This is a genomic window from Leifsonia sp. 22587, from assembly GCF_052044215.1.
Taxonomy (GTDB): Bacteria; Actinomycetota; Actinomycetes; order Actinomycetales; family Microbacteriaceae; genus Leifsonia; species Leifsonia shinshuensis_C.
On record NZ_JBQENB010000001.1, the window covers coordinates 1353562 to 1379322 of the forward strand.

A 25761-nucleotide genomic window follows, 5' to 3' on the forward strand; every position below is an offset into this window, starting at 1 on the left:
CGTGCGCACATTCGTCACGAATGTCGCGTCAGCGACGGCGGGAGGCGACATTCGTCACGAATGTCGCCTCAGCGACGGCACGCGCCCCGGGCCGCGCGGCGCGCGGCGCCGCGGGCGGGGACGGTAGGGTAGCAGGGTGAAAACCTTCGACGACCTCTTCGCCGAGCTCACCGAGAAGGCCCGCACGCGTCCGGAGGGCTCGGGCACCGTCCGCGAGCTCGACAGCGGTGTGCACGGCATCGGGAAGAAGATCGTGGAGGAGGCCGCCGAGGTCTGGATGGCCGCCGAGTACGAGTCCGACGAGGCCCTGGCGGAAGAGGCGTCGCAGCTGCTCTACCACCTGCAGGTCCTGCTGCTCGCCAAGGGACTCACCCCGGCCGACGTGTACCGACATCTGTGATGGCCTGACCCCATCCCGTCGTCCTCTCACGTCACGAAAGATCCCCCCATGCTGAAGATCGCCGTCCCCAACAAGGGCTCCCTCTCCGAGACCGCGGCGCAGATGCTGCACGAAGCCGGCTACGTCGGCCGCCGCGACCCCAAGGAGCTCATCGTCACCGACGCCCGCAACGGCGTCGAGTTCTTCTACCTGCGCCCGCGCGACATCGCCACCTACGTCGGCTCCGGCGCGCTCGACGTCGGCATCACCGGCCGCGACCTGCTGCTCGACTCCGGATCGTCGGCGGCGGAGATCAGCGCGCTCGACTTCGCCGCGTCCACGTTCCGCTTCGCCGGTCCGGCCGGCGTGTTCTCCGAGCTCGCCGACCTGGAGGGCAAGCGCGTCGCCACCAGCTACCCGGGACTCGTCGGCGCGTTCCTCGGCGAGCACGGCGTCTCCACCACCCTGATCAAGCTGGATGGCGCGGTCGAGTCCGCGGTCCGGCTGGGCGTCGCGGATGCGGTCGCCGACGTGGTGGAGACCGGCTCGACGCTCCGCAAGCAGGGCCTGGAGATCTTCGGCCCGGTGATCCTCGAGTCGGAGGCGGTGCTCATCTCGTCGCCCGCGCCGGCGTCGGGCGTCGACACGCTGGTCCGCCGCCTGCAGGGCGTCATGGTCGCCCGCCAGTACGTGCTGGTCGACTACAACCTCCCGGTGGCGCTGCTCGACCGGGCCGTCGCGCTCACGCCGGGCGTCGAGTCGCCGACCGTGTCGCCGCTGGGCGAGCCCGACTGGGTGGCCGTCCGCGTGATGATCAAGCGGGAGCAGACCAACCGCATCATGGACGACCTGTACGAGCTGGGCGCCCGGGCCATCCTGGTCACGTCCATCCACGCTGCGCGGATCTGATGAGCGTCTCGGTCCGGGTGATCCCCTGTCTCGACGTGGCCGCCGGCCGCGTGGTGAAGGGCGTCAACTTCCAGAACCTGCGCGACCAGGGCGACCCTGTCGAGCTGGCGCGCCGGTACTTCGAGCAGGGCGCCGACGAGCTGACCTTTCTGGATGTGACGGCCACCGTCGACGACCGTGCCACCACCTACGACGTGGTGCGCGCCACGGCCGAGCAGGTGTTCATCCCCCTGACCGTCGGCGGCGGCGTCCGCAGCCCCGAGGACGTGGCCAAGCTGCTCGGCCACGGCGCCGACAAGGTGGGCGTCAACTCGGCGGCCATCGCGCGTCCCGAGCTGATCGCCGAGATCGCCGACCGCTTCGGCGCCCAGGTGCTGGTGCTGTCGCTGGATGTGAAGCGCTCGGCGGCGACGCCGTCCGGTTTCGTCGTCACGACGCACGGCGGCCGCACCGAGACCGACCTCGACGCCCTGGAGTGGGCGGCTCGCGCGATCGAACTGGGGGCGGGGGAGCTGCTCGTCAACTCGATCGACGCCGACGGCACCAAGGAGGGCTTCGACCTGGAGCTCATCCGCGAGATGCGTGCGATCAGCAGCGTCCCGGTGATCGCCTCGGGCGGGGCCGGCCGCGTGCAGGACTTCGTGCCCGCGATCGAAGCGGGGGCGGATGCGGTGCTCGCCGCGAGCGTGTTCCACCAGGGCGAGCTGACCATCGAACAGGTGAAGGATGAACTGGCCGCGGCCGGGATGGAGGTCCGCCGATGAACGCCACGAACGGCGCGAACGCCAGCGGGACGAACGCCACGAACATCACCGACCCGGAGGCCGTGCTGGAGCGCATCCGCTTCACCGACGCCGGTCTGGTGCCCGCGATCATCCAGCAGTGGGACACCCGCGAGGTGCTCATGATGGGGTGGATGGACGCAGAGGCCTTCCGCCGCACGATGAGCGAGGGCCGCGTCACCTTCTGGTCGCGCTCCCGCAAGGAGTACTGGCGCAAGGGCGACACGTCCGGGCACGTGCAGTACGTGAAGGGCGTCGCGCTCGACTGCGACGGCGACACCCTCCTGGTGACCGTCGACCAGATCGGCGCCGCCTGCCACACCGGCACGCGGACGTGCTTCGACGCGGATGTGCTGGAGCCTGCGCTGGGCGCGAGTCCCGAGATCGAGGCGGCCGACCTGTGACCGGCGCCGCGATCGACACCGACGCCGCGACGACCACCCGGGCCGCGTTCGACGCCCTGGTCGCCGACCACCGCGTGGTCCCGGTCGTCCGCGAGCTCTTCGCCGACGGCGAGACCCCCGTCGGCATCTACCGCAAGCTCGCGGCCGGGCGTCCGGGCACGTTCCTGCTGGAGTCGGCCGAGCAGGGCGGCATCTGGTCCCGGTTCTCGTTCGTCGGCGCCGCCTCGTTCGGCGTGCTGACGCAGCAGGGGGACGACGTCCGCTGGCTCGACTACGGACTGCCCGCCGAGCGCGCGCTCGGGAGTGACGCCGTCGGGACCGATGGCGCGCTGCGGCCGCTGGACGCCCTCGCGGCGCTGCACGCGCGCTGGCAGACTCCGCGCATCCCGGGCCTGCCGCCGCTGACCGGCGGTCTCGTCGGCTTCATCGGCTGGGAGGCGATCCGGCAGATCGAGCGCCTGCCCGACGCCCCGCCGGCCGATATGGACGTCCCGGGTCAGGCGCTGGCGTTCGTCGCCGACCTCGTGGTGATCGACCACCGCACCGGCACCGTGAAGCTGATCGCCAACGCCCTCGCCGACGGTGCGGAGCAGACCGATGCCCTGTGGCGGGATGCGCAGGAACGGTTGGACCGCATGCAGCGCGAGCTCGCGCAGCCGTCCGAGGCCTGGCTGGCGCACGTCGACCTCGCCACGCCCGCGGACCCGGTGTCGCGCACCCGGCGGGAGGACTTCCTCGCGTCGGTCGTGACCGCCAAGCAGCGGATCGTGGACGGCGACATCTTCCAGGTCGTCATCTCGCAGCGGTTCGAGCTGGAGTGCACTGCTCCGGCCCTCGACGTGTACCGGGTTCTGCGGGCGCTGAACCCGAGCCCGTACATGTACCTGCTGTCGCTGGAGAAGCCGGACGGTGAGCGGTACGAGATCGTCGGGTCGTCACCCGAGGCGCTGGTGAAGGTGCAGGAGGGACGCGCGTTCACGCATCCCATCGCCGGCTCCCGGCCGCGCGGCGCCACCCCGGAGGAGGACCTCGACCTCGAGACGTCGCTCCTCGCCGACGACAAGGAGCGTGCGGAGCACCTCATGCTCGTCGACTTGGCCCGCAACGACCTGCTCAAGGTGTGCGAGGCCGGCACGGTCGAGGTCACCGAGTTCATGCGCATCGAGCGGTTCAGCCACATCATGCACATCGTGTCGTCCGTCGAGGGCGACCTGCGGCCGGACGCCACAGCCGTCGACGCCTTCCGGGCAACGTTCCCCGCCGGGACGCTGTCGGGTGCGCCGAAGCCCATGGCGCTGCGCATCATCGACGAGCTGGAGCCCGCCCAGCGCGGCGTCTACGGCGGCGTGATCGGGTACTTCGACTTCGCCGGCGACGCCGACCTGGCCATCGCCATCCGCACCGCCACGATCATGGGCGGCGTCGCGCGCGTCCAGGCGGGCGGGGGACTGGTCGCCGACTCGGTGCCGGAGAGCGAGTTCCAGGAGTCGCAGAACAAGGCGGCGGCGCCGTTGCGCGCGGTGGCGGTCGCCAACGCGATGCGCCCGGTGCCGCGGGACGGGGACCGGTGACCGGCCGCCGCGCCAAGTACTCGACGATGCTGCTCCTCGTCGTGGGGAGCGGTCTCGCCCTCCTCGCGGCGACGCAGCCGTGGTTCACCATCCGGCTCAGCGACACGGCCGAGCACTCGAGCACGGTCGCCGTGGCCGGGTCGACCGCCGCTCCGGCGCTGACGGCGCTGGCGCTGGCCGGTCTCGCGCTGACTGCCGCGCTGGCGATCGCGGGGCCGGTGTTCCGGATCGTGCTGGCGCTGCTGGGGGTCCTGCTCGGCGTCTCGGTGCTCATCTCGGCGATCACCGCGGTGTCGGATGCGGTGCGCGCGTCCGCGTCGGCGATCACGACGGCGACCGGGGTGGCGGGCGACGCGTCCATCCGCCGCCTGGTGCACTCCGTCGACACCCAGCTGTGGCCGTGGGTCGCCGTGGCCGGCGGGGTGCTCATCGTGCTCGCCTCGGCGGCCGTGGTCGTCTTCTCCCGGCTCTGGCCGGGCGCGTCGCGCAAGTACCAGACCCGGTTCGCCGGCGAGGACGGCCGCTCGGTCGAGGAGATCGTCGCCTCCAGCGGTGCCGGGGACGCCGACGAGACGGCGGATGCCGCCGGCCGCGATCGCGCCGCGCACCCCGCGGAGGCGCCCGCGCGCGGCGACGACGAGACGGACGCCGACACGCCCGACGAGCCCCGGACGCTCGACCGCGACACCGCGATCGACAGCTGGGACGAGCTCACCCGCGGCGACGACCCCACCAAGTGAGCCCCGCCGCGAACCACTAGACTGGACGCGTTCCATCCCCTCGTGCGTGCCGTCGGGCGCGCACCCGACATGCAGGAGTCCCATGAGCAGCGAGTCAGTCGAGCCCGGTCACGGTCACTCGCCGGCGGCATGGACGGCCGTGATCATCATGCTGGTCGCCTTCACCATCGGCGCCGTCGCGTTCTTCTTCGACGCGCCGATCATCGTGTGGGCGGCGGCCGGTCTCGCCATCATCGGTCTGATCGTCGGCTGGATCATGAAGCGCGCAGGCTACGGAGTGGGCGGCTCCAAGTACACCCCGAAGGGCCACTGATCCGTGCTCGCCGACCTCGTCGCCGGCGCGCTCGAAGACGCTGACCGGCGCCGCGCCGAGCGGCCGCTGGCCCAGGTGGAGGCCGAGGCGCTCGCGCGTCCCGCGGCCCTCGACGCCCTGGCGGCGCTCGCTCCGGCGGACCGCGTCAAGATCATCGCCGAGGTGAAGCGCGCGAGCCCGTCCCGCGGGTCGCTCGCCGACATCGCCGACCCGGCCGCACTGGCCGTCTCGTACGAGACCGGCGGGGCCAGCGCGATCAGCGTGCTGACCGAGGAGCGCCGCTTCCGCGGCTCCCTCGCCGATCTCGAGGCCGTCCGTGAGGCGGTCTCGATCCCGGTGCTCCGCAAGGAGTTCGTCGCCGATCCGTACCAGGTGTTCGAGGCCCGCGCCGCGGGCGCCGACCTGGTGCTGCTCATCGTCGCCGCACTCGACCAGCAGCGGCTCGTCGAGCTGCACGGGCTGATCACCGAGCTCGGCATGACCAGCCTGGTGGAGGCGCACACGGCCGACGAGCTCAGCCGTGCGCTCGACACAGGCGCCGGTCTCGTGGGCGTCAACGCCCGCGACCTCACAACGTTCGAGCTGGATCGGGACCTGTTCGGCCGCCTGGCCGACCGCATCCCGTCCGGCGTCATCCGCGTGGCGGAGTCTGCCGTGAAGACGGCCGGCGACGTCGCGCACTACCGGGCGGCGGGCGCCGATGTGGTGCTCGTCGGCGAGGCGCTCGTCACGAGCGACCCCGTCGCGACGCTCGGAGAGTTCCTGGGAGTCTGATGTCCCTCCGCACTGAGCAGGGTCCGTACTTCGGCGACTTCGGCGGGCGGTTCGTCCCCGAGTCGCTGGTCGCAGCGCTCGACGAGCTGTCGGCGGCGTGGGAGGAGGCGAAGGCCGACCCCGCGTTCCACGCCGAGCTGGACGAGCTGCACCGCAGCTACACCGGCCGCCCGTCGATCATCACGGAGGTGCCGCGCTTCGCCGAGCATGCGGGAGGTGCGCGCATCATCCTGAAGCGCGAGGACCTCAACCACACCGGGTCGCACAAGATCAACAACGTGCTGGGCCAGGCCATCCTCACCAAGCGCATCGGCAAGACCCGCGTGATCGCGGAGACCGGCGCCGGCCAGCACGGCGTCGCCACCGCGACCGCGGCCGCGCTGTTCGGCCTCGAGTGCACCATCTACATGGGCGAGGTCGACACCGAGCGCCAGGCCCTCAACGTCGCCAGGATGCGCCTGCTCGGCGCCGAGGTGGTGGCCGTCAAGACCGGCTCGCGCACCCTGAAGGACGCGATCAACGACGCGATGCGCGACTGGGTCACCAACGTCGAGCACACCAACTACATCTTCGGCACGGTCGCAGGTCCCCACCCGTTCCCGGCGATGGTCCGCGATCTGCAGAAGATCATCGGCGAGGAGGCGCGCGAGCAGGTTCTCGCTCTGACCGGCCGGCTCCCGGACGCGGTCGCCGCGTGCGTCGGCGGCGGCTCGAACGCGATGGGCATCTTCCACGCCTTCCTGGACGATGAGGATGTGCGCCTGCTCGGCTTCGAGGCGGGCGGCGAGGGCGCGGAGACCCCGCGCCACGCGGCCACGATCACCAAGGGGCGCCCGGGCGTGCTGCACGGCGCCCGCTCGATGCTGCTGCAGGACGAGGACGGCCAGACCATCGAGTCCCACTCGATCTCGGCGGGCCTCGACTACCCGGGCGTCGGTCCGGAGCACGCCTGGCTGGCCCAGATCGGCCGCGCGGAGTACCGCCCGGTCTCGGACGCCGACGCGATGGAGGCGCTCCGCCTGCTCAGCCGCACCGAGGGCATCATCCCCGCCATCGAGTCCTCGCACGCCCTGGCCGGCGCGCTGGCGCTCGGGCGCGAGCTCGGCCCGGACGGAATCGTCCTGGTGAACCTCAGCGGACGCGGCGACAAGGACATGGAGACCGCCGGCCGCTACTTCGACCTCCTCGACGCCGGCGCGGTGCAGTCGTGAGCGCGGTCGTCGGGAGCCGTGTCGCCGACGTCATCGCCCGGCGCAACGCCGAGGACGCCGGCGCCCTCGTGGGCTACCTGCCCGCGGGCTTCCCCGACCTGCGCACCAGCGTGGACGCGGCGGTCGCCCTGGCGGAGAACGGCGTCGACGTCATCGAGCTCGGCCTCCCGTACTCCGACCCGGTGATGGACGGCGCGGTCATCCAGGCCGCAACCCAGCAGGCGCTCGGCGCCGGCTTCCGCCTGCGCGACGGCTTCACCGCCGTGCGCGAGATCACGGCCCGCGTCGACATCCCCGTCCTCGTGATGACCTATTGGAACCCGGTGCTGCAGTACGGCGTCGACCGGTTCGCCGATGACCTCGTCGAGGCCGGGGGAGCCGGGCTGATCACGCCCGACCTCATCCCGGACGAGGGCGCCGACTGGCTCGCCGCCTCCGACCGCGCGGGGCTCGACCGCGTCTTCCTCGCGGCGCCCAGCTCGACCGACACGCGGCTCAAGCAGGCCGTCGACGCGAGCCGCGGCTTCGTCTACGCCGTCTCGACCATGGGCATCACGGGCGCCCGCACGGATGTGGATGCGGCGGCACGCACCCTCGTCGGCCGCCTCCGCGAGGCGGGCGCGACCAGCGCGTGCGTCGGGCTCGGTATCTCGTCCGCGGCGCAGGTCGCCGAGGTGCTCGAGTACGCCGACGGCGCGATCGTCGGATCGGCGCTGGTCAAGGCGCTCGGCGACGGCGGCGTCGCGGAGGCCGGCCGCGTGGCCGCGGCCCTGGCCGGTGGCACGAGCCGCTCCTGACCGCGTTCTAGACTGAACGGGCGACGCGCGACGTTCCGCGTCGCATCCCCATGATCGAAAGGTAGTCATCCGGTGGCCCTGACCATGAGCAGCTGGTTCGCCAGCATCCCCAGCCCCGGGCCGGAGTGGCAGCAGATCCCGATCGACATCTTCGGGCTGCACTGGCGCATCCAGACATACGCCATCATGATCCTGATCGGCATCGTCATCGCGGCGATGTGGACCTCCCGCCGCCTCACAAAGCGCGGCGCCGAGCCGGGTGTCATCCTCGACATCCTGATCCCGGTGGTCGTGCTCGGCATCGTCGGAGCCCGCCTCTACCACGTGGTCACGCACCCCGGCGACTACTTCTACCCGGGCGCCGACCTCTGGAAGGTCTTCGCGATCTGGGAGGGCGGCAACGCCATCTTCGGCTCGCTGCTCGGCGGCGCCGTCGGCGCCTGGATCGGCTGCCGCTGGACGGGCATCCGCTTCTGGACCTTCGCCGACGCCCTCGCCCCGGCGCTGCTGCTCGCGCAGGCGATCGGGCGCCTCGGCAACTGGTTCAACCAGGAGCTGTTCGGCCTCCCGACCGACCTGCCGTGGGGGCTGCAGATCGACTCCGGCAACAAGGCCATCCCGGTCGGGCTGCCCGACGGCACGCTGTTCCAGCCGCTCTTCCTGTACGAGATCATCTGGAACGTCATCGGCGTCGTGCTGCTCGTCCTGATCGAGCGGAAGTGGCACCTGCAGTGGGGCAAGCTGTTCGCTCTGTACCTGGTCTGGTACGGCGTCGGCCGGTCCTACCTCGAGTCGATCCGCATCGACCCGAGCGAGTTCTCGCTCCTCGGCATCCCGACCAACGTCTGGGCCGCCTTCGTCGCGGTCGTGCTGGGCCTTGTGATCTTCTACGTGCAGTCCAGCCGTCACCCCGGAATGGAGCCCAGCCCGTACCGGCCGGGTCGTGAATGGGTGCGGCCGGATGCTGAGGTAGACTCTGACGACACGGACCTGGACGAGAAGGACACCACCGACGACGACGGTGTGCCTGCCGGGTCCGCTTCGGCCAAGGCCACAAGCCCCACGAACGGATGAAACCCGACGGCTCGAAGTAACCACCGTCGAGGCGATCCCACGCACCTGACCGCACCGGACGGGGCCACACACGGCCCCCGGCGAGCGGCGGAATCCACAGCCCGGGCCGATGGCGTCCCCGCACCCAACATCCCCACATCCACGACACTGTGAGGACGGTCGACAGATGGCGCTCACGCCTCCCCATTCCCGCTTCGGGACCGTGCCAGGCCCGCAGGGCCTGTACGACCCTGCCCACGAGAAGGACGCCTGCGGTCTCGCCATGGTCGCGACCCTCCGCGGCACGGCCGGGCACGACATCATCGACGCCGCGCTCGAGGCGCTGCGTCACCTGGAGCACCGCGGCGCGGTCGGCTCCGACGCCGGCACCGGTGACGGTGCGGGCATCATCACCCAGGTCCCGGACGCGTTCCTGCGCGCCGTCGCCGGGTTCGAGCTGCCGGCCGCCGGTCGCTACGCCGTCGGCAACGCGTTCCTCCCGAACGACGACGCCGAGCGCGCCGAGGTCAAGGCGGCCATCGAGTCGATCGCCGGCGAGCACGAGCTGACGGTGCTGGGCTGGCGCGAGGTGCCGGTCCGTCCCGAGGAGCTCGGCACGCTCGCGCGCCAGGCCATGCCCGCCATCGAGCAGCTCTTCGTCGCCTCCACGCGGGTGGGGGACGACGGCGAGCCGGTCTCCGGCATCGCGATCGATCGGCAGACCTTCTTCCTGCGCAAGCGCGCCGAGCGCGAGCTCGACCTGTACTTCTCGTCGCTGTCGAGCCGCACCCTCGTCTACAAGGGCATGGTCACGACGCTCCAGCTGGAGCCGTTCTACCCCGACCTGTCGGACGAGCGCTTCGCCTCCAAGCTCGCGCTGGTGCACTCCCGCTATTCCACGAACACGTTCCCGTCGTGGCCGCTGGCGCAGCCGTTCCGGATGATCGCCCACAACGGCGAGATCAACACCGTGCAGGGCAACCGCAACTGGATGCGCGCGCGCCAGTCGCAGCTGGAGAGCGAGCTTCTCGGCGACCTGCGCCCGATCTTCCCGATCGTCACGCCGGGCGCGAGTGACTCGGCGTCGTTCGACGAGGTCGTGGAGCTCATCTCGCTGAGCGGCCGCCCGCTGCCGCACGCGGTCATGATGATGGTGCCGGAGGCGTGGGAGAACCAGACCGAGATCGACCCGGTCCGCCGCGCGTTCTACGAGTACCACTCGATGCTCATGGAGCCGTGGGACGGTCCCGCCGCGATCGTCTTCACCGACGGCTCCCTCGTCGGCGCGACCCTCGACCGCAACGGGCTGCGTCCCGGCCGGTACGTCGTGACGAACGACGGGCTCGTCGTGCTCGCCTCCGAGATCGGCGTGCTCGACATCGACCCGAGCCGCGTGGTCCGCAAGGGCCGCCTGCGGCCCGGTCGCATGTTCCTCGTCGACACGGTCGCCGGCCGGCTGATCGAGGACGAGGAGATCAAGTCGGAGCTCGCCGCCGGCGCGCCCTACGGGGAGTGGCTCGACGAGGGCCGGATCAACCTCAAGGACCTTCCGGAGCGCGAGCACATCGTCCACACCCCGGCGTCGATCGTGCGCCGCCAGCGGACGTTCGGCTACACCGAGGAGGAGGTCCGCATCCTCCTGAAGCCGATGGCGACCACCGGCGCGGAGCCGCTCGGCGCGATGGGCTCGGACACGCCGGTCGCGGTGCTCTCGGAGCGCCCGCGCCTGCTCTTCGACTACTTCACGCAGCAGTTCGCCCAGGTGACGAACCCGCCGCTCGACTCGATCCGCGAAGAGGTCGTCACCTCGCTCAAGCTGGGCCTCGGCCCCGAGCGGAACCTGCTGACCGCCGGTCCCGAGCACGCCAAGCAGGTCGTGCTCGACTTCCCGGTGATCGACAACGACGAGCTGGCGAAGATCCAGCACATCGACCCGCGCCCGGGCAGCCGCCTGACCACGACCGTCCGCGGCCTGTACCGGTCGGACGCCGGACCGGACGCGCTCGAGCGCCGGCTGGCCGAGATGTGCGACGAAGTCGACGAGGCGATCGCGGCCGGCGCGCAGTTCATCGTGCTGAGCGACCGCGACTCCACGAAAGACCTGGCGCCCATCCCGTCGCTGCTCATGCTCGCCGCGGTGCATCACCACCTGATCCGCTCCGAGACCCGCATGAAGGCCGGTCTCATCGTGGAGGCGGGTGACGTGCGCGAGGTGCACCACGTCGCGCTGCTGATCGGCTACGGCGCCTCGGCGATCAACCCGTACCTCGCGATGGAGACCTGCGAGGAGCTCGTCCGCAGCGGCATGATCACCGGCGTCACGCCCGAGAAGGCCGTCAAGAACGTGATCAAGGCGCTCGGCAAGGGCGTGCTCAAGATCATGTCCAAGATGGGCATCTCGACCGTCTCGTCGTACGCCGGCGCCCAGGCGTTCGAGGCCGTCGGCCTCAGCCAGGAGTTCGTCGACCAGTACTTCACCGGCACCACCAGCAAGCTCGGCGGCGTCGGGATCGACGTGATCGCGGCCGAGAACCTGGCACGCCACGAGAGCGCCTACCCGGCGGAGGGCGCCGCGCTGGCGCACGAGCGCCTGGCGACCGGCGGCGAGTACCAGTGGCGTCGCGACGGCTCGCCGCACCTCTTCAACCCGGAGACGGTGTTCCGCCTGCAGCACGCGACGCGCACCCGGCGCTACGACGTCTTCCGCGAGTACACCCGGCTGGTCGACGACCAGGCCGAGTCGCTGATGACGCTGCGCGGGATGTTCTCGCTCAAGACGGGCGAGCGGCCCCCGGTCCCGATCGACGAGGTCGAGTCGGTGGAGTCCATCGTCAAGCGGTTCTCCACGGGCGCCATGAGCTACGGCTCGATCTCGCAGGAGGCGCACGAGACGCTCGCGATCGCCATGAACCGGCTCGGCGCCAAGTCGAACACCGGTGAGGGCGGCGAGGACCTCGACCGCCTGCTCGACCCGGAGCGCCGCAGCGCGATCAAGCAGGTCGCGTCCGGCCGGTTCGGCGTGACGTCGATGTACCTGACGCACGCCGACGACATCCAGATCAAGCTCGCCCAGGGCGCGAAGCCGGGGGAGGGCGGCCAGCTGCCGCCCACCAAGGTGTACCCGTGGGTCGCCCGCACCCGTCACGCGACCGCGGGCGTCGGCCTGATCTCGCCGCCCCCGCACCACGACATCTACTCGATCGAAGACCTCAAGCAGCTCATCTTCGACCTGAAGCGCGCCAACCCGGGCGCCCGCATCCACGTCAAGCTCGTCTCCGAGTCGGGCATCGGCGCGGTCGCGGCGGGCACCGCCAAGGCGCTGGCCGACGTCATCCTGGTCTCCGGGCACGACGGCGGCACGGGCGCTTCGCCGGTGAACTCGCTGAAGCACGCGGGCACGCCGTGGGAGCTGGGCCTCGCCGAGACCCAGCAGACGCTGATGCTGAACGGGATGCGCGAGCGCGTCGTCGTGCAGGTCGACGGCCAGCTGAAGACCGGCCGCGACGTCATCATCGGCGCGCTGCTCGGCGCGGAGGAGTTCGGCTTCGCGACCGCGCCGCTCATCGTCTCGGGCTGCATCATGATGCGCGTCTGCCACCTCGACACCTGCCCGGTCGGCGTCGCCACCCAGAACCCGGAGCTCCGTGCCCGGTTCTCGGGCAAGCCGGAGTTCGTGGTCAACTTCTTCGAGTTCATCGCGGAGGAGGTGCGCGAGTACCTCGCCACCCTCGGTTTCCGCTCGCTCGACGAGGCGATCGGCCACGCCGAGCTTCTCGACGTGGACCGCGCCATCGACCACTGGAAGGCGTCCGGCCTCGACCTGTCGCCCATCCTGCACGGTCCCGCGTTCGGCCCGGAGGCGCCGCGGCGCAACGGCCGCACGCAGGACCACGAGCTGGAGCGGCACTTCGACGTGCAGCTGATCGAGGCGGCCCACGACGTGCTGGAGCACGGCGGCCACCTGGAGCTGTCCCTCCCGATCCGCAACACCGAGCGCGCCGTCGGCACGATGCTCGGCCACGAGGTGACCCTGCGCCACGGCGAGAACGGGCTGCCGACGGGATCGATCGACATCACGCTGACCGGCTCGGCCGGCCAGTCGCTCGGTGCATTCCTCCCGGCGGGCATCACGCTGCGGCTGGAGGGCGACTCCAACGACTACGTCGGCAAGGGCCTGTCCGGCGGCCGCATCGTCGTCCGCCCGCCGCGGGACAGCGTCTTTCCGGCCGAGCGCAACGTCATCGCGGGCAACGTGATCGGCTACGGCGCGACGCAGGGCAGCATGTTCATCCGCGGCATCGTGGGCGAGCGGTTCCTGGTCCGCAACTCGGGCGCGACCGCGGTCGTCGAGGGCGTGGGCGACCACGCGCTCGAGTACATGACCGGCGGCCTCGCCGTGATCCTCGGCGGGACCGGCCGCAACCTGGGCGCCGGCATGTCCGGCGGCACGGCGTACGTCTACGACCTGAAGCCCGAGCGCGTGAACCGCGACGCGCTCGCGAGCGGCGAGCTGGAGCTCCTGCCGCTCGGCAGCGCCGACATCGAGATCGTGCGCGACCTGCTGGAGCAGCACGTCGCGGAGACCGGCTCGGCGCTGGCGACCGGGATGCTCGAGGACTTCGACGCGACCGTCGCGAAGTTCGTCAAGGTGCTGCCGCGCGACTACGCGGCCGTGCTGCAGATGCGTCAAGAAGCCGTCGACGAGGGACTCGACCCCGACGGCGACATCGTGTGGAACAGGATTCTGGAGGTGACCGGCGGATGATTCTGCCTGACCCCGAAGGTTTCGTGATGTTGGAGGTGACCGGTGGCTGACCCAAAGGGCTTTCTGAAGGTGACCGAGCGCGAGCTGCCGAAGCGCCGCCCGGTCTCGGTCCGTCTGATGGACTGGAAAGAGGTCTACGAGGCCCAGGACCCGGCGCAGCTGCGCCGGCAGGCGGGCCGCTGCATGGACTGCGGCGTCCCGTTCTGCCACTCGGGCTGCCCGCTGGGCAACCTCATCCCCGAGTGGAACGACCTCATGTGGCGCGGGGAGGGCCGTCAGGCCATCGACCGCCTGCACGCGACCAACAACTTCCCGGAGTTCACGGGCCGCCTGTGCCCGGCGCCGTGCGAGTCGTCGTGCGTGCTCGGCATCAACCAGCCGGCCGTCACGATCAAGCAGGTCGAGGTCTCGATCATCGACCAGGCGTGGCAGAACGGCTGGGTGCAGCCGCACCCGCCGGAGCGCCTGACCGGCAAGACCGTTGCCGTCGTCGGCTCGGGCCCCGCCGGCCTCGCCGCCGCCCAGCAGCTGACGCGTGCCGGCCACACGGTGGCCGTGTACGAGCGTGACGACCGCATCGGCGGCCTGCTGCGCTACGGCATCCCGGACTTCAAGATGGAGAAGAAGCACCTGGAGGCGCGGCTCAACCAGATGATGGCCGAGGGCACCCGCTTCCGTGCGGGCGTCGACATCGGCACCGACATCAGCTGGGACGACCTGCGCGCCCGGTACGACGCGGTCGTCGTCGCGACCGGCGCCATGGTGCCGCGCGACCTGCCGATCCCGGGGCGTGAGCTCTCGGGCGTCCACTTCGCCATGGAGTACCTGGTGCAGCAGAACAAGGTGGGCGCCGGCGACCAGATCGCCGACCAGATCACCGCCGACGGCAAGCACGTCGTCGTCCTCGGCGGCGGCGACACCGGCGCCGACTGCATCGGCACCGCGCACCGCCAGGGCGCCGCGAGCGTCACCAACCTGGCCATCGGCAAGCAGCCGCCGGCGGAGCGCCCCGAGCACCAGCCGTGGCCCACCACGCCGACGCTGTTCGAGGTCCAGTCGGCGCACGAGGAGGGCGGCAAGCGCGAGTACCTCGCGTCGACCGTCGAGTTCGTGGCGAACGAGTTCGGCGAGGTCCGCGCGCTGCGCGTGGCCGAGACCGAGTACCTCGACGGACGCCGCGTTCCGAAGGCCGGCACCGAGCGCGAGATCCCCGCCGACCTGGTGCTGCTGGCCCTCGGGTTCACCGGCCCGGAGCAGCAGGACCTCTCCTCGCAGCTGGGCCTGCCGTTCGACCAGCGCGGCAACGTCGCGCGCGACGGCCAGTACCAGACGGAGCAGGAGGGCGTCTTCGTGGCCGGTGACGCCGGGCGCGGTCAGTCCCTCATCGTGTGGGCAATCGCAGAGGGCCGGGCAGCGGCGGCCGCCGTGGACCGGTATCTTGAAGGGGAGACGCAGTTGCCGTCTCCGATCCGTCCCACCGACCGCGGCATCCTCGTCTGAGCGAGGCGATGCCCGCACGACCGGGCGCCACCACGAAATCACGCGCCGTCGGCGCAGAATCACGGAGCGAACAGAAAAGCATGAGAAGGGCCAAAATCGTCGCGACCCTCGGGCCGGCGACCTCCAGCTACGACAACATCCGCGCGATCATCGACGCGGGTGTGGACGTGGCCCGCATGAACCTGAGCCACGGCAGCTACGAAGTGCACGAGGCGGTCTACGCGAACGTGCGCAAGGCCGCCGATGACGCGGGCAAGCCGGTCGCTGTCCTCGTCGACCTCCAGGGCCCGAAGATCCGCCTCGGCAAGTTCGAGGCCGGCCCCTACGAGCTCGCCGAGGGCGACATCTTCAAGATCACCACCGAGGACATCATCGGCACGAAGGAGATCTCCTCGACCACGTTCAAGGGCCTGCCCGACGACGTGAAGCCGGGCGACTACCTGCTGATCGACGACGGCAAGGTCCGCGTCCGCGTGGTGGAGGTCGAAGGCCCGGTGGTCACCACCGAGGTGATCGTCGCCGGTCCCGTCTCGAACAACAAGGGCATCAACCTCCCGGGCGTCGCCGTGAACGTCCCGGCGCTGTCCGAGAAGGACGAGGCCGACCTGCGCTGGGGCCTCAAGCTCGGCGCCGACCTGATCGCCCTGTCGTTCGTGCGGAACGCCAAGGACATCGAGCGCGTGCACGAGATCATGGCGGAGGAGGGGCGCAAGATCCCCGTCGTCGCCAAGGTCGAGAAGCCGCAGGCGGTGGATGCGCTGGAGGAGATCATCGAGGCGTTCGACGCCATCATGGTCGCCCGTGGCGACCTCGGTGTGGAGCTCCCGCTCGAGGCGGTCCCGATCGTGCAGAAGCGCGCGGTCGAGCTGGCCCGCCGCGCCGCCAAGCCCGTCATCGTCGCGACGCAGATGCTCGAGTCCATGATCTCGAGCCCCGTGCCGACCCGTGCCGAGACCTCGGACGTCGCGAACGCGGTGCTCGACGGTGCGGACGCGGTCATGCTCTCCGGCGAGACCAGCGTCGGCGAGTACCCGACGGTCACCGTGCAGACCATGGCGCGCATCGTCATGTCCACCGAGGAGCACGGTCTGGAGCGCATCCAGCCGCTCGGCACCCGGCCGCGCACCCAGTCGGGCGCGATCACGCTGGCCGCTGTCGAGGTCGCGGACTTCGTCGAGGCCAAGTTCCTCTGCGTGTTCACCGAGTCGGGGGAGTCGGCCCGTCGCATGGCCCGCCTGCGCAACAAGATCCCGATCCTGGCGTTCACGCCCGAGGAGTCGGTCCGCCGCCGCATGTCGCTGTTCTGGGGCGTCGAGTCCTTCGTCGTCGGCCGCGTCACCCACACCGACCAGATGGTCGCGCAGGTGGACGAGGCGCTCAAGTCGACCGGCCGTGCCGTCGACGGCGACAAGGTGATCATCATCTCCGGTTCCCCTCCCGGGATCCCCGGAACCACCAACGACATCCGCGTGCACAAGGTCGGCGACGTCCTCTAGCACCGGTCGAAGAGGCCCCGCTCCGTGCGGGGCCTCTTGCGTGTCGTCCCCAGGTATGACGCGGCGTCCGACCAGGGGATGAACTCCCGTTCTCCCATGGAACCCGGAGGGTCGGCGGGGGTGCTTCGCGCGTATCCTCGGGCTATGGAACACCGTTGGATGCGCTGGGCGCCCGCCGTCGTCGTCCCCGTGGCGATCGCCGCGGCCGTGATCGTCGCGCCCCTCGCGGCGGGGGCGAGCGACCTCCCCGTGAAGTCGCCGGCGGACGTGCTCCGCCTCGTCGCCGCGAGCGACACCCGCTCCTTCTCCGGCACCGTCGAGCAGAGCTCCGAGCTGGGGCTGCCGAGCCTGCCGTCCACCTCGTCGTCCTCCACGTCCGACGACGCGAGCGCTGCGAACCTCCTCGAACTTGCCCTGGCGGACCACACCGCGAAGGTGTGGGTCGACGGTCCGACGCGCGTACACGTCCAGGTGCTCGACAAGCTGGCCGAGCGGGACGCGATCCGCAACGGCTCCGACGTGTGGCTGTACCAGTCGGCCAAGAAGCAGGTCGCGCACGCGACGCTGCCCTCCCGCTCCGCGGAGTCCGCCACCCCGGACGCCACAACGCTGACGCCCTCGGCCATGGCCCAGCGCTTCCTGGATGCGGTCGACCCCTCGACCTCGGTGACGCTCGGTGACCCGGTGCGGGTCGCCGACCGCGACGCCTACGACCTGGTGCTGACACCGAAGACGGACGCGACCCTCGTCGGATCGGTGTCGATCGCCGTCGACGGCAAGACCGGCATCCCGCTGAAGGTGTCGGTGCTCGCCCGCGGGGCGACCACTCCGGCGTTCGAGGCCGGCTTCACGGCGTTCAGCACCGACAAGCCCGACGCCTCCCTGTTCTCCTTCACGCCGCCGAAGGGCGCGACCGTCTCGGAGCACAAGCTCCCGACGCGCGATGGAGCCGCACATCCCTCGGTCGGGCACCCGAAGCCGACGGTGACGGGCAGTGGATGGTCGACGATCGTCGCCCTCCCGGCCGGCTCCGCGCCCGCCTCGCTGACGGACGACCCGCTGGTCGCCCAGCTGACCCAGCCGGTCGACCGAGGGGGTGCCCTCAGCTCGTCGCTGGTCTCGGTGCTGGTGACCCCGGACGGGCGCGTGCTCGCCGGCGCGGTCCCCGTGTCTGCCCTGCAGGCGGCGGCCGCCGCACCCGCGCGGTGACCGACGCGGCGATCGCGACCAGCGGCCTCACCAAGCGCTTCCGGTCGCGGGCGGTCGTCGACGGCCTCGACCTGAACGTGCCGCGGGGGTCCGTGTTCGGCTTCCTCGGCCCGAACGGCTCGGGCAAGACCACGACCATCCGGATGCTGCTGGGCCTGATCGCGCCGTCGGCGGGCGACATCCAGGTGCTCGGTGAGCGGATGCCCGACCGCGGCTCCCGCATCCTGCCCCGGGTCGGCGCACTGGTCGAGGGCCCGGCATTCGCGCCGTACCTCTCCGGCACCGCGAACCTGGTCCGCCGCGACACCGCCGACCGCTACGCCCCGCGCGCGACGCGCACCGCCCGGGTGACGGCCGCGCTCGACCGCGTCGGGCTCGCGCACGCGGCCGGCAAGCACGTCCGGGCGTACTCGCTCGGCATGAAGCAGCGGCTCGGCATCGCCGGCGCGCTGCTGACCGACCGCGACCTCCTGGTGCTCGACGAGCCGACCAACGGCCTCGACCCGCAGGGGACGCGCGAAGTGCGATCCCTGGTCCGCTCGCTGGCGGACGAGGGGACGACCGTGTTCGTCTCCAGCCACCTGCTCGCCGAGATCGAGCAGGTGTGCACGCACGCCGCGATCATGCGCGCCGGGCGGCTGGTCGCGCAGGGCTCGCTCGACGAGCTGCGGCGCGGCTCGGGCCCGCGCGTGGCCGTCGAGACGCCGGACACCTCCCTGGCGATCGGGGTGCTGAACCGTCTCGGACTGGACGCGGTGGCGACCGGCTCGGGCGTGGAGGCGTCGCTGTCCCATCCCGGGCCGGCGGCGGAGGACCTGTCGGCGGCGCTCGTCCGTGACGGCGTGCGGCTCCGCGGGTTCGCGGTGCGGTCGTCCAGCCTGGAGGAGCGGTTCGTCGAGCTCACGGGGGAGGGATTCGATGTCGAGCAGTGACGCGGTCGGAGGGTCCGGCGCGGCCGTGGCGGCGCCGTCCGCGGCTGTCGAGGCGCGGGTGGATGCGTCCCGCCGGGAGCGCCCGTCCGCCGGCTGGGCGCTGCTCGGCTCGGAGCTGTCGGTGATGTTCCGCCGCTGGCGCACCTACGCGATGCTCGCGGCCCTGGCGGCCGTGCCCATCCTGATCGCCGTCGCCGTGCGGCTCACGGGCGGCAGCTCGCGCGGGCCCGCGTTCCTGAACGAGATCAGCAGCAACGGGCTCTTCGTCGCTTTCACCGCGCTGGTCGTCTGCGTCCCGCTGTTCCTGCCGTTGACGATCGGCGTGGTCGCGGGCGACACGATCGCGGGGGAGGCGAGCCACGGCACCCTGCGCTATCTCGTGATCGCGCCGGCCGGACGGCTCCGGCTGCTCGCGGTCAAGTACGCGGGCAGCGCGGTGTTCTGCATCGCCGCGGCCCTGGTGGTCGGGGTGGCGGGGGCGCTGATCGGGACGCTGCTGTTCCCGATCGGCCCGGTGACCCTGCTGTCGGGGGTGCAGGTCAGTCTGGGGGATGCGTACCTCCGACTGGCGCTGATCGCGCTGTACATCGTGGTGTCGCTGCTGGGGCTGTGCGCGATCGGGCTGTTCCTGTCCACGCTGACCGACGTCCCGGTCGGGGCCATGGCCGCCACCGCCGTCCTCGCGGTGATGTCGCAGGTGCTCGACCAGCTGCCACAGCTCGACGCGCTGCACCCGTGGCTGTTCAGCCACTACTGGCTCGGCTTCGGCGACTTCCTGCGCCAGCCGCTCGCCTGGGACTCGTTCACGTCCAACGCCGTCCTCCAGCTCGGCTACATCGCCGTCTTCGGCGCCCTCGCCGTCGGCCGCTTCACCACCAAAGACATCCTCAGCTGACCCGCGGCCTCCCCCCTCCGTCGAGTACACGAAAAGTGCCCGCTCCGACCGCCTTTTGCGTGCACTTTTCGTGTACTCGACGGTGGGCGGGGAGCGCGGGGTCAGGGGACGGATTCGGCGGTCTGCTCGAGGGGGGAGCGGGGCTGCTCGCGCTGGGTCGCGATGGCGGTTCCCGCGGCGGCGCAGACGATCAGGATGCCGAACAGCTGCACGAGGGAGAACCGCTCGCCGAGCACGATCACCCCGAAGATCGTCGCGACCACGGGGCCGAAGCTCGTGATCACGGCGTAGAGGCGTGGGGTGAGCCGGCGCAGGATGAACGTGTCCAGGCTGTACGGCACCGCCGACGACAGCAGGCCGAGAGCCAGCAGCAGCAAGAGGACGCGCAGGTCGAGGGCGCTGTAGTCGACCACGAACAGGGCCAGCGGCACGGTGAGCACCGTCGACACGATGCTCGCGACGCTGAGCCCCTCGAGTCCGGGCAGCCGCGTGGCCACTTGGCGGGTGAGCAGGATGTACGCCGCCCAGGCCGCCGCGGCCGTCAGCGCCAGCACGACGCCGATGGGGTCGATGGCGCCCTCGGTCGCGGTCAGCAACAGGACACCCGCGGCCGCCGCGACCGCGCATCCGGCGTCGAGGAGCCGACGCGACCCCACGAGGGCGAGCGCGAACGGCCCGAGGAACTCGATCGTCGCCGCGATCCCGAGCCCGAGCCGTCCCACGGCCTCGTAGAAGCTCAGGTTCATCGCCGCGAGCACGACGCCGAGGGCGAGGGCCGGCCACAGCCGGCGCCAGGTCAGCTCGGCGCGGCGCGGCCGGTAGAACGGGAGCACCGCGACGGCGGTCACGATCTGGCGGGCCGCCACGACGACGATCGAGCCGACCACGGGGATGAGCAGCCCGGCGAGCGCCGAGCCGAAGTTGATGCTGACCTCCGTCGCCACCTGGGTGCTCGCACCGACGATGCGGTCGCGACGGGTGGAGCTCACCGTCCGAGTCTATCCGCGCATCCACCCCGTCCCCGCCGCCCGCGCGCATCCCCACGCCCCCTCCGTCGAGTACACGAAAAGTGCACGCGACACGCCGCGGGAGCGTGCACTTTTCGTGTACTCGACGGGGGGACGGAGGGCGCAGGCGCGCAGACGCGCGCAGCGCGCAGCGCGCGGCGCGCGGCGCGCAGCGCGCTCAGAGCGCGCGGCGCATGAGAGCGCGCGTCGCTCTCGGGCGCCGCACCACCTCGAAGCCGCCGTCGCGGAACAGCGAGACGGTCCCGTGGAAGCGCTCGGCGTTCGAGAGCGACGGCCGCACCTCCGGGTCGACCGGGTAGCCCTCGACCACCTCCGCGCCCTGCGCGCGGGCGTGGTCGACCGCGCCGCGCAGCAGCGCCCGCGCGACACCCCGTCGGCGGAAGTCGATCCGGACGACGAAGCACGTCACCGCCCACGGATCCGCGGGATCGCCCTCGAGCCGTTTGGTGATCGGCGAGCGCGCCAGGTTGGGATACGCCGAGTACGGCTCCACGGCCGCCCAGCCCGCGGGCTCGCCGTCCACCCAGGCGAGGACGCCCGGGGAGCCGGCCCGCACCTGGTCGTGCAGCCCGTCGCGGCGCTCGTCCACCGACAGTTCGCCGAAGCGCTTCCCCGGCATCCGGAACCACTGGCACCAGCATCCCGCCGGGTCGCCGCGCGTGCTGAACACCGTCTCGAGGTCGCCCCACAGGCCGTCGTCGACCGGCCGGACCACTGTGTCGCTCATGCCCCGACGCTAGCGCGCGCCTCCGACACCGGCCAAGGGCTGTCCGTGAGCGCCAGCCGGGCCACCAGCGACGGATGCTCGACGTGGGCGAAGTGCCCGGTCGCGGGCAGCGTCACCGACCGCAACCCCGGAACGATGCGCGCCAGCCGCCGGTGGTCGGCGGCCGGCACGAACACGTCCCGACGGCCGCGGATCGCCAGCACCGGGCAGTGGATGCGCCCCCAGCGCTCGCCCGCCGGGTACCGGCGGGCGCACGCCAGCGCCCGCGCGAACGCCGCCGGGCGCAGATCGCGCGCGAGCTCGTGCACGACACCCGGCACCCTCCGTGCGAACAACGGCGCGGCGAGCACCGCCAGCACCCCGGCGCGCTGCAGCCACCGGACCAACCGCGGACCCCGGGGACCGAGCGCCGCGAGCACCCGCATCCCGACGCCCAGGAGCAGCAGCGGCGCCGCGCCCGCGAACAGGCGCAGCGGCCCGAGCGCATCCGCCCTGCCGCCGAACGTCGTCCCCGAGACGAGCACGACCGACTCGGTCGCCGCGGGCTCCTGCGCCGCGAGCTCCAGGGCCACGAATCCGCCCAGCGAGTGCCCGACCACGCGCCAGCGCCGGTACCCCAGGGCGCGCATGACCTCGACCGACGCCCGTGCGAGCACTTCCGCGTCCAGCGTCGCGACCTCGGCGGGCGAGTCGCCCCAGCCGGGCAGGTCGGGCACGACGAGGTCGGGTACCGCGCCACCCCGCTCCGCCGAAGCGGCGGCGATCATCGGCAACCAGATCGTCCACGAGCCGGCCGCCCCGTGCAGCAGCAGCGTAGCGACCGCATCCGGCGCGGATTCACGTGCTGTTCGGCGCACGGCCACCGGCCCGGCACCCGTCTGGACGATCGTCTGTTCCACTCCTGTTGTTCGGAGCGGACCGGCCGTAGGATGCGCGACAAGCCACCCCGCGTCCGGAGGCACCCGCGCGCGACAGGCCGACCGGAGGGAGCACGATGACCGACACGACGACCACGCCCGCGCAGTACGGCCTCAGCGAGGAGATGCTCGACCGGCTGGACGCCTGGTGGCGCGCCGCCAACTACCTGTCGGTCGGCCAGATCTATCTGCTGGACAATCCGCTGCTCCGCCGGCCGCTCTCCCGCGACGACATCAAACCGCGTCTGCTCGGCCACTGGGGTACGACGCCGGGCCTGAACTTCATCTACGCGCACCTCAACCGTGCCATCCGGGAACGCGACCTCGACACCCTGTTCGTCGCGGGCCCGGGTCACGGCGGCCCCGGAGTCGTCGCGAGCGCCTACCTCGACGGCACCTACAGCGAGATCTACAGCGCCATCGACCAGAGCGAGGACGGACTGCGCCGGCTGTTCCGGCAGTTCTCGTTCCCCGGCGGCATCCCGAGCCACGCCGCGCCGCAGACGCCCGGCTCCATCCACGAGGGCGGCGAGCTGGGGTACGCGCTGTCGCACGCCTACGGCGCCGCCTTCGACAACCCGGACCTGCTCGTGGCGGCGGTCGTCGGCGACGGCGAGGCCGAGACCGGACCGCTCGCGACCGCCTGGCACTCGAACAAGTTCCTGAACCCGGCCCAGGACGGCGTGGTGCTGCCGATCCTGCACCTCAACGGCTACAAGATCGCGAACCCGACGGTGCTGGCGCGCATCCCCGAGTCGGAGCTGCTCGACCTGATGCGCGGCTACGGTCACGAGCCCTACATCGTCTCGGGCGGTTTCGACGGCGAGGACCCGCGCGAGGTGCACAAGCGGATGGCGGCGACGCTCGACGAGATCCTCGACCGCATCGCGGCGATCAAGGGGGCCGCCGCCACGGGCGAGCTCGACTCCCGCCCGGCGTGGCCCATGCTGATCCTCCGCACGCCGAAGGGATGGACGTGCCCGGCCGAGATCGACGGCCACCCTGCGGAGAACAACTGGCGGTCGCACCAGGTGCCACTGGCCGACGCGCGCGACACCGAGGCGCACACCCGGCTGCTGGAGAAGTGGCTGCTCTCGTACCGGCCCGAGGAGCTCTTCGACGAGCACGGCAGCCCGGTCGAACTGATCAGATCGCTTGCGCCGGAGGGGGAGCGGCGGATGAGCGCCAACCCGGTCGCGAACGGCGGCCTGCTGCGCCGCGACCTGCGGTTGCCCGACTTCCGCGACTACGCGGTCGACGTCGAGGTGCCTGGCGACACGGTCGCCGAGGCGACGCGCGTGCTGGGCGACTGGTTCCGGGATGTGATGATCGCGAACCCGACGGACTTCCGGCTGTTCGGCCCGGACGAGATCGCCTCCAACCGTCTGCAGGCGGTCTTCGAGACGACCTCGAAGCAGTGGAACGCCGAGTATCTGCCGATCGACGACGACAACCACCTGGCCCCGCAGGGTCGCGCGATGGAGGTGCTCAGCGAGCACCAGTGCCAGGGCTGGCTCGAGGGCTACCTGCTCACCGGCCGCCACGGCGTCTTCACGTCGTACGAGGCGTTCGTGCACATCGTCGACTCGATGTTCAACCAGCACGCCAAGTGGCTGAAGTCCGCGAGCGAGGTGCCGTGGCGGCGGCCGGTCGCCTCCCTCAACTACCTGCTCAGCTCGCACGTCTGGCGGCAGGACCACAACGGCGCCTCCCACCAGGACCCGGGCTTCATCGACCACGTCGTCAACAAGAAGGCCGACGTGGTCCGGGTCTACCTGCCGTTCGACGCGAACACGCTGCTGTCGACCTACGACCACTGCCTGAAGTCGGTCGACTACGTGAACGTGGTCGTCGCGGGCAAGCAGCCGTCACCGCAGTGGCTGAGCATGGAGGAGGCGATCGCGCACTGCACGCGCGGGATCGGCATCTTCCCGTGGGCGGGCACGGAGGTGGAGGGCGAGGAGCCGGATGTGGTGCTCGGCTGCGCGGGCGACATCCCGACCCTGGAGGTGCTGGCGGCCGCCGACATCCTGCGCCGCCGCCTGCCCGACCTGAAGGTGCGCGTGGTCAACGTCGTCGACCTGATGCGCCTGCAGAGCGAGGGCGAGCATCCGCACGGGCTCGACGACCGCGAGTACGACGCGCTGTTCACCGCCGACAAGCCGGTCATCTTCGCCTACCACGGCTATCCCTGGCTCATCCACCGCCTGACCTACCGCCGCAACGGCCACGCCAACCTGCACGTGCGCGGCTACAAGGAGGAGGGCACGACCACCACGCCGTTCGACATGGTGATGCTCAACGACCTCGACCGCTACCACCTGGTCATCGACGTGATCGACCGGGTGCCCGGGCTCGCCTCCCGCGAAGCGGGGCTGCGCCAGGAGATGCAGGATGCGCGGCTCCGGGCGCGCCAGTACACGCGCGAGCGCGGCGAGGACATCCCCGAGGTCGCGGAGTGGAAGTGGGGCGGCGGCGAGCGGACGACCCGCATCGACACCACCGGCGGGGACAACGACTGAGCGCCGGGGTGTCCGGGCTGCCGGCGCCGGCCGTCAGAGCGGGCGAGCGGTCTCCGGGTCGACGACCGTCAGCTCCGCGATCTTGGCGGCGCGTCCGTCGCCGGACGAGCGTCCGGTGAGCCGGCGTCCGATCCACGGCAGCACGTAGCGGCGGTAGTAGTCCGCGGTGCGGCGCGTGCGCTCACCGGCCGGCGCCGAGGCGACCTCCTCGACGCCCCACTCGGTGGGCACAGGGACGCCGAGAGCGGTCAGCACGTTGCTCGCGACGCGCGTGTGGCCGAGCGGTCCGAGGTGCAGCCGATCGGCGGACCAGTAGCGGATGTCCTCCAGGCCCTCGTCGGCCCAGTTGTCCACGAACGTGATGCCGTCGCGGGGGAGCATCTCGCGCACCGCGATGGCCAGCTCCTCGCCGCGCCGGCGGATCAGCCCGCCGAGGGGGAGGTGCGCGCTGGGGTTCGCGCCGCTCAGCAGCAGCATGTGACTGCCGGAGGCGACGACCCGGTCGGCCGCATCCATCAGGGTCTTCGCGACGCTCTCTATCGAGACGCGCGGCCGCATGATGTCGTTGCCGCCGCCGTTCAGGCTGACCAGGTCGGGATGCTGCGCGATCGCCGGCTTCACCTGCTCGGCCACGATCGGCCCGAGCTTCCTGCCGCGGATTGCGAGGTTCGCGTACCGGAACGGCCCGTCGGAGGCGGCGGCCATCCCGAGCGCGACGAAGTCGGCCCAGCCGCGCACGCGCCCGTCGGGGAGGTCGTCTCCGACGCCCTCGGTGAAACTGTCGCCGATGGCGATGTAGCTGGTGAATCCGGCGCTGCTCGACACAGGTGCAACGCT

General features: G+C 71.6%; 22 protein-coding genes. 18 read left to right on the forward strand and 4 right to left on the reverse strand.

All coding sequences use genetic code 11. The features are described from left to right. Nucleotides 1-136: 136 nt before the first annotated feature. From ACTJI1_RS06550 to ACTJI1_RS06630, 17 genes are all read left to right on the forward strand, one after another. Nucleotides 137-400, forward strand: coding sequence for a phosphoribosyl-ATP diphosphatase (locus ACTJI1_RS06550; protein ID WP_310129564.1), 264 nt, complete (start codon nucleotides 137-139; stop codon nucleotides 398-400). Between the two features lie 48 nt (nucleotides 401-448). Further along, complete coding sequence (gene hisG, locus ACTJI1_RS06555) at nucleotides 449-1288, forward strand: ATP phosphoribosyltransferase (RefSeq protein WP_310129562.1); 840 nt, start codon at nucleotides 449-451, stop codon at nucleotides 1286-1288. Next, nucleotides 1288-2052 carry an imidazole glycerol phosphate synthase subunit HisF gene (gene hisF / locus ACTJI1_RS06560; protein WP_310129561.1) on the forward strand — a complete coding sequence of 255 codons (765 nt, stop codon included), beginning with the start codon at nucleotides 1288-1290 and terminating at the stop codon, nucleotides 2050-2052. The genes hisG and hisF overlap by 1 nt, the downstream gene beginning before the upstream one ends. Further along, on the forward strand, nucleotides 2049-2474 hold the full coding sequence (gene hisI, locus ACTJI1_RS06565) for a phosphoribosyl-AMP cyclohydrolase (protein WP_440741982.1): 426 nt from the start codon (nucleotides 2049-2051) through the stop codon (nucleotides 2472-2474). Before hisF ends, hisI begins: the two co-directional genes overlap by 4 nt. Further along, the gene (locus tag ACTJI1_RS06570) at nucleotides 2471-4045 is read left to right on the forward strand and encodes an anthranilate synthase component I (RefSeq protein ID WP_440741983.1); all 1575 of its coding nucleotides are present in this window, start codon (nucleotides 2471-2473) and stop codon (nucleotides 4043-4045) included. The genes hisI and ACTJI1_RS06570 overlap by 4 nt, the downstream gene beginning before the upstream one ends. Continuing rightward, complete coding sequence (locus ACTJI1_RS06575; protein WP_440741984.1) at nucleotides 4042-4785, forward strand: Trp biosynthesis-associated membrane protein; 744 nt, start codon at nucleotides 4042-4044, stop codon at nucleotides 4783-4785. The genes ACTJI1_RS06570 and ACTJI1_RS06575 overlap by 4 nt, the downstream gene beginning before the upstream one ends. An 82-nt stretch (nucleotides 4786-4867) precedes the next feature. Beyond that, on the forward strand, nucleotides 4868-5098 hold the full coding sequence (locus tag ACTJI1_RS06580; protein ID WP_310129554.1) for a DUF6704 family protein: 231 nt from the start codon (nucleotides 4868-4870) through the stop codon (nucleotides 5096-5098). Nucleotides 5099-5101: 3 nt separating this feature from the next. Beyond that, entirely contained in the window at nucleotides 5102-5872 is a 771-nt protein-coding gene (gene trpC, locus ACTJI1_RS06585; protein WP_440741985.1) for an indole-3-glycerol phosphate synthase TrpC, read from the forward strand. Next, nucleotides 5872-7083 carry a tryptophan synthase subunit beta gene (gene trpB, locus ACTJI1_RS06590; protein WP_310129551.1) on the forward strand — a complete coding sequence of 404 codons (1212 nt, stop codon included), beginning with the start codon at nucleotides 5872-5874 and terminating at the stop codon, nucleotides 7081-7083. Before trpC ends, trpB begins: the two co-directional genes overlap by 1 nt. Further along, a complete protein-coding gene (gene trpA, locus ACTJI1_RS06595) occupies nucleotides 7080-7880 on the forward strand; it encodes a tryptophan synthase subunit alpha (RefSeq protein WP_440741986.1) in 801 nt (266 codons plus the stop codon). Before trpB ends, trpA begins: the two co-directional genes overlap by 4 nt. 84 nt (nucleotides 7881-7964) lie before the next feature. Next, a complete protein-coding gene (gene lgt, locus ACTJI1_RS06600; RefSeq protein WP_440742186.1) occupies nucleotides 7965-8954 on the forward strand; it encodes a prolipoprotein diacylglyceryl transferase in 990 nt (329 codons plus the stop codon). Nucleotides 8955-9120: 166 nt separating this feature from the next. After that, nucleotides 9121-13698 (forward strand): glutamate synthase large subunit, encoded by a 4578-nt coding sequence (gene gltB / locus ACTJI1_RS06605; protein WP_440741987.1) that lies wholly within the window; start codon nucleotides 9121-9123, stop codon nucleotides 13696-13698. A 42-nt stretch (nucleotides 13699-13740) separates the two neighbouring features. Then, complete coding sequence (locus ACTJI1_RS06610; RefSeq protein WP_310129547.1) at nucleotides 13741-15198, forward strand: glutamate synthase subunit beta; 1458 nt, start codon at nucleotides 13741-13743, stop codon at nucleotides 15196-15198. Nucleotides 15199-15278: 80 nt separating this feature from the next. Beyond that, nucleotides 15279-16694, forward strand: coding sequence for a pyruvate kinase (gene pyk, locus ACTJI1_RS06615; RefSeq protein WP_440741988.1), 1416 nt, complete (start codon nucleotides 15279-15281; stop codon nucleotides 16692-16694). 144 nt (nucleotides 16695-16838) lie between these two features. Continuing rightward, on the forward strand, nucleotides 16839-17903 hold the full coding sequence (locus ACTJI1_RS06620) for a LolA family protein (RefSeq protein ID WP_440741989.1): 1065 nt from the start codon (nucleotides 16839-16841) through the stop codon (nucleotides 17901-17903). Beyond that, on the forward strand, nucleotides 17900-18835 hold the full coding sequence (locus ACTJI1_RS06625; RefSeq protein ID WP_310129542.1) for an ABC transporter ATP-binding protein: 936 nt from the start codon (nucleotides 17900-17902) through the stop codon (nucleotides 18833-18835). Before ACTJI1_RS06620 ends, ACTJI1_RS06625 begins: the two co-directional genes overlap by 4 nt. Continuing rightward, nucleotides 18822-19730: an ABC transporter permease gene (locus tag ACTJI1_RS06630; RefSeq protein ID WP_310129539.1), complete on the forward strand. Its 909-nt coding sequence runs from the start codon at nucleotides 18822-18824 to the stop codon at nucleotides 19728-19730. The genes ACTJI1_RS06625 and ACTJI1_RS06630 overlap by 14 nt, the downstream gene beginning before the upstream one ends. Before the next feature lie 101 nt (nucleotides 19731-19831). On the opposite strand, the gene ACTJI1_RS06635 is transcribed toward ACTJI1_RS06630, so the two are convergent. The 3 genes from ACTJI1_RS06635 to ACTJI1_RS06645 form a co-directional block, all read right to left on the reverse strand. After that, nucleotides 19832-20719 (reverse strand): EamA family transporter, encoded by an 888-nt coding sequence (locus ACTJI1_RS06635; protein ID WP_440741990.1) that lies wholly within the window; start codon nucleotides 20717-20719, stop codon nucleotides 19832-19834. Between the two features lie 196 nt (nucleotides 20720-20915). Beyond that, nucleotides 20916-21485, reverse strand: a complete 570-nt coding sequence (locus ACTJI1_RS06640; RefSeq protein WP_440741991.1) for an N-acetyltransferase family protein — start codon at nucleotides 21483-21485, stop codon at nucleotides 20916-20918. After that, nucleotides 21482-22384 carry an alpha/beta fold hydrolase gene (locus ACTJI1_RS06645; protein ID WP_440741992.1) on the reverse strand — a complete coding sequence of 301 codons (903 nt, stop codon included), beginning with the start codon at nucleotides 22382-22384 and terminating at the stop codon, nucleotides 21482-21484. The genes ACTJI1_RS06640 and ACTJI1_RS06645 overlap by 4 nt, the downstream gene beginning before the upstream one ends. A gap of 95 nt (nucleotides 22385-22479) precedes the next feature. Here ACTJI1_RS06645 and ACTJI1_RS06650 point away from each other — a divergent pair, with 95 nt between their 5' ends. Continuing rightward, complete coding sequence (locus ACTJI1_RS06650; RefSeq protein WP_440741993.1) at nucleotides 22480-24924, forward strand: phosphoketolase family protein; 2445 nt, start codon at nucleotides 22480-22482, stop codon at nucleotides 24922-24924. 33 nt (nucleotides 24925-24957) lie between these two features. On the opposite strand, the gene ACTJI1_RS06655 is transcribed toward ACTJI1_RS06650, so the two are convergent. After that, the gene (locus tag ACTJI1_RS06655) at nucleotides 24958-25749 is read right to left on the reverse strand and encodes an SGNH/GDSL hydrolase family protein (protein WP_440741994.1); all 792 of its coding nucleotides are present in this window, start codon (nucleotides 25747-25749) and stop codon (nucleotides 24958-24960) included. Between the last annotated feature and the right edge of the window lie 12 nt (nucleotides 25750-25761).

Excerpts from the sequence above, each read along its gene's own strand:
- hisG (WP_310129562.1), top strand. The coding sequence starts at position 449 with ATGCTGAAGATCGCCGTCCCCAACAAGGGCTCCCTCTCCGAGACCGCG.
- lgt (WP_440742186.1), top strand. The coding sequence starts at position 7,965 with ATGAGCAGCTGGTTCGCCAGCATCCCCAGCCCCGGGCCGGAGTGGCAG.
- hisF (WP_310129561.1), top strand. The coding sequence starts at position 1,288 with ATGAGCGTCTCGGTCCGGGTGATCCCCTGTCTCGACGTGGCCGCCGGC.
- ACTJI1_RS06620 (WP_440741989.1), top strand. The coding sequence starts at position 16,839 with ATGGAACACCGTTGGATGCGCTGGGCGCCCGCCGTCGTCGTCCCCGTG.
- ACTJI1_RS06580 (WP_310129554.1), top strand. The coding sequence starts at position 4,868 with ATGAGCAGCGAGTCAGTCGAGCCCGGTCACGGTCACTCGCCGGCGGCA.
- pyk (WP_440741988.1), top strand. The coding sequence starts at position 15,279 with ATGAGAAGGGCCAAAATCGTCGCGACCCTCGGGCCGGCGACCTCCAGC.
- hisI (WP_440741982.1), top strand. The coding sequence starts at position 2,049 with ATGAACGCCACGAACGGCGCGAACGCCAGCGGGACGAACGCCACGAAC.
- ACTJI1_RS06630 (WP_310129539.1), top strand. The coding sequence starts at position 18,822 with ATGTCGAGCAGTGACGCGGTCGGAGGGTCCGGCGCGGCCGTGGCGGCG.
- ACTJI1_RS06650 (WP_440741993.1), top strand. The coding sequence starts at position 22,480 with ATGACCGACACGACGACCACGCCCGCGCAGTACGGCCTCAGCGAGGAG.
- trpB (WP_310129551.1), top strand. The coding sequence starts at position 5,872 with ATGTCCCTCCGCACTGAGCAGGGTCCGTACTTCGGCGACTTCGGCGGG.
- ACTJI1_RS06640 (WP_440741991.1), bottom strand. The coding sequence starts at position 21,485 with ATGAGCGACACAGTGGTCCGGCCGGTCGACGACGGCCTGTGGGGCGAC.
- gltB (WP_440741987.1), top strand. The coding sequence starts at position 9,121 with ATGGCGCTCACGCCTCCCCATTCCCGCTTCGGGACCGTGCCAGGCCCG.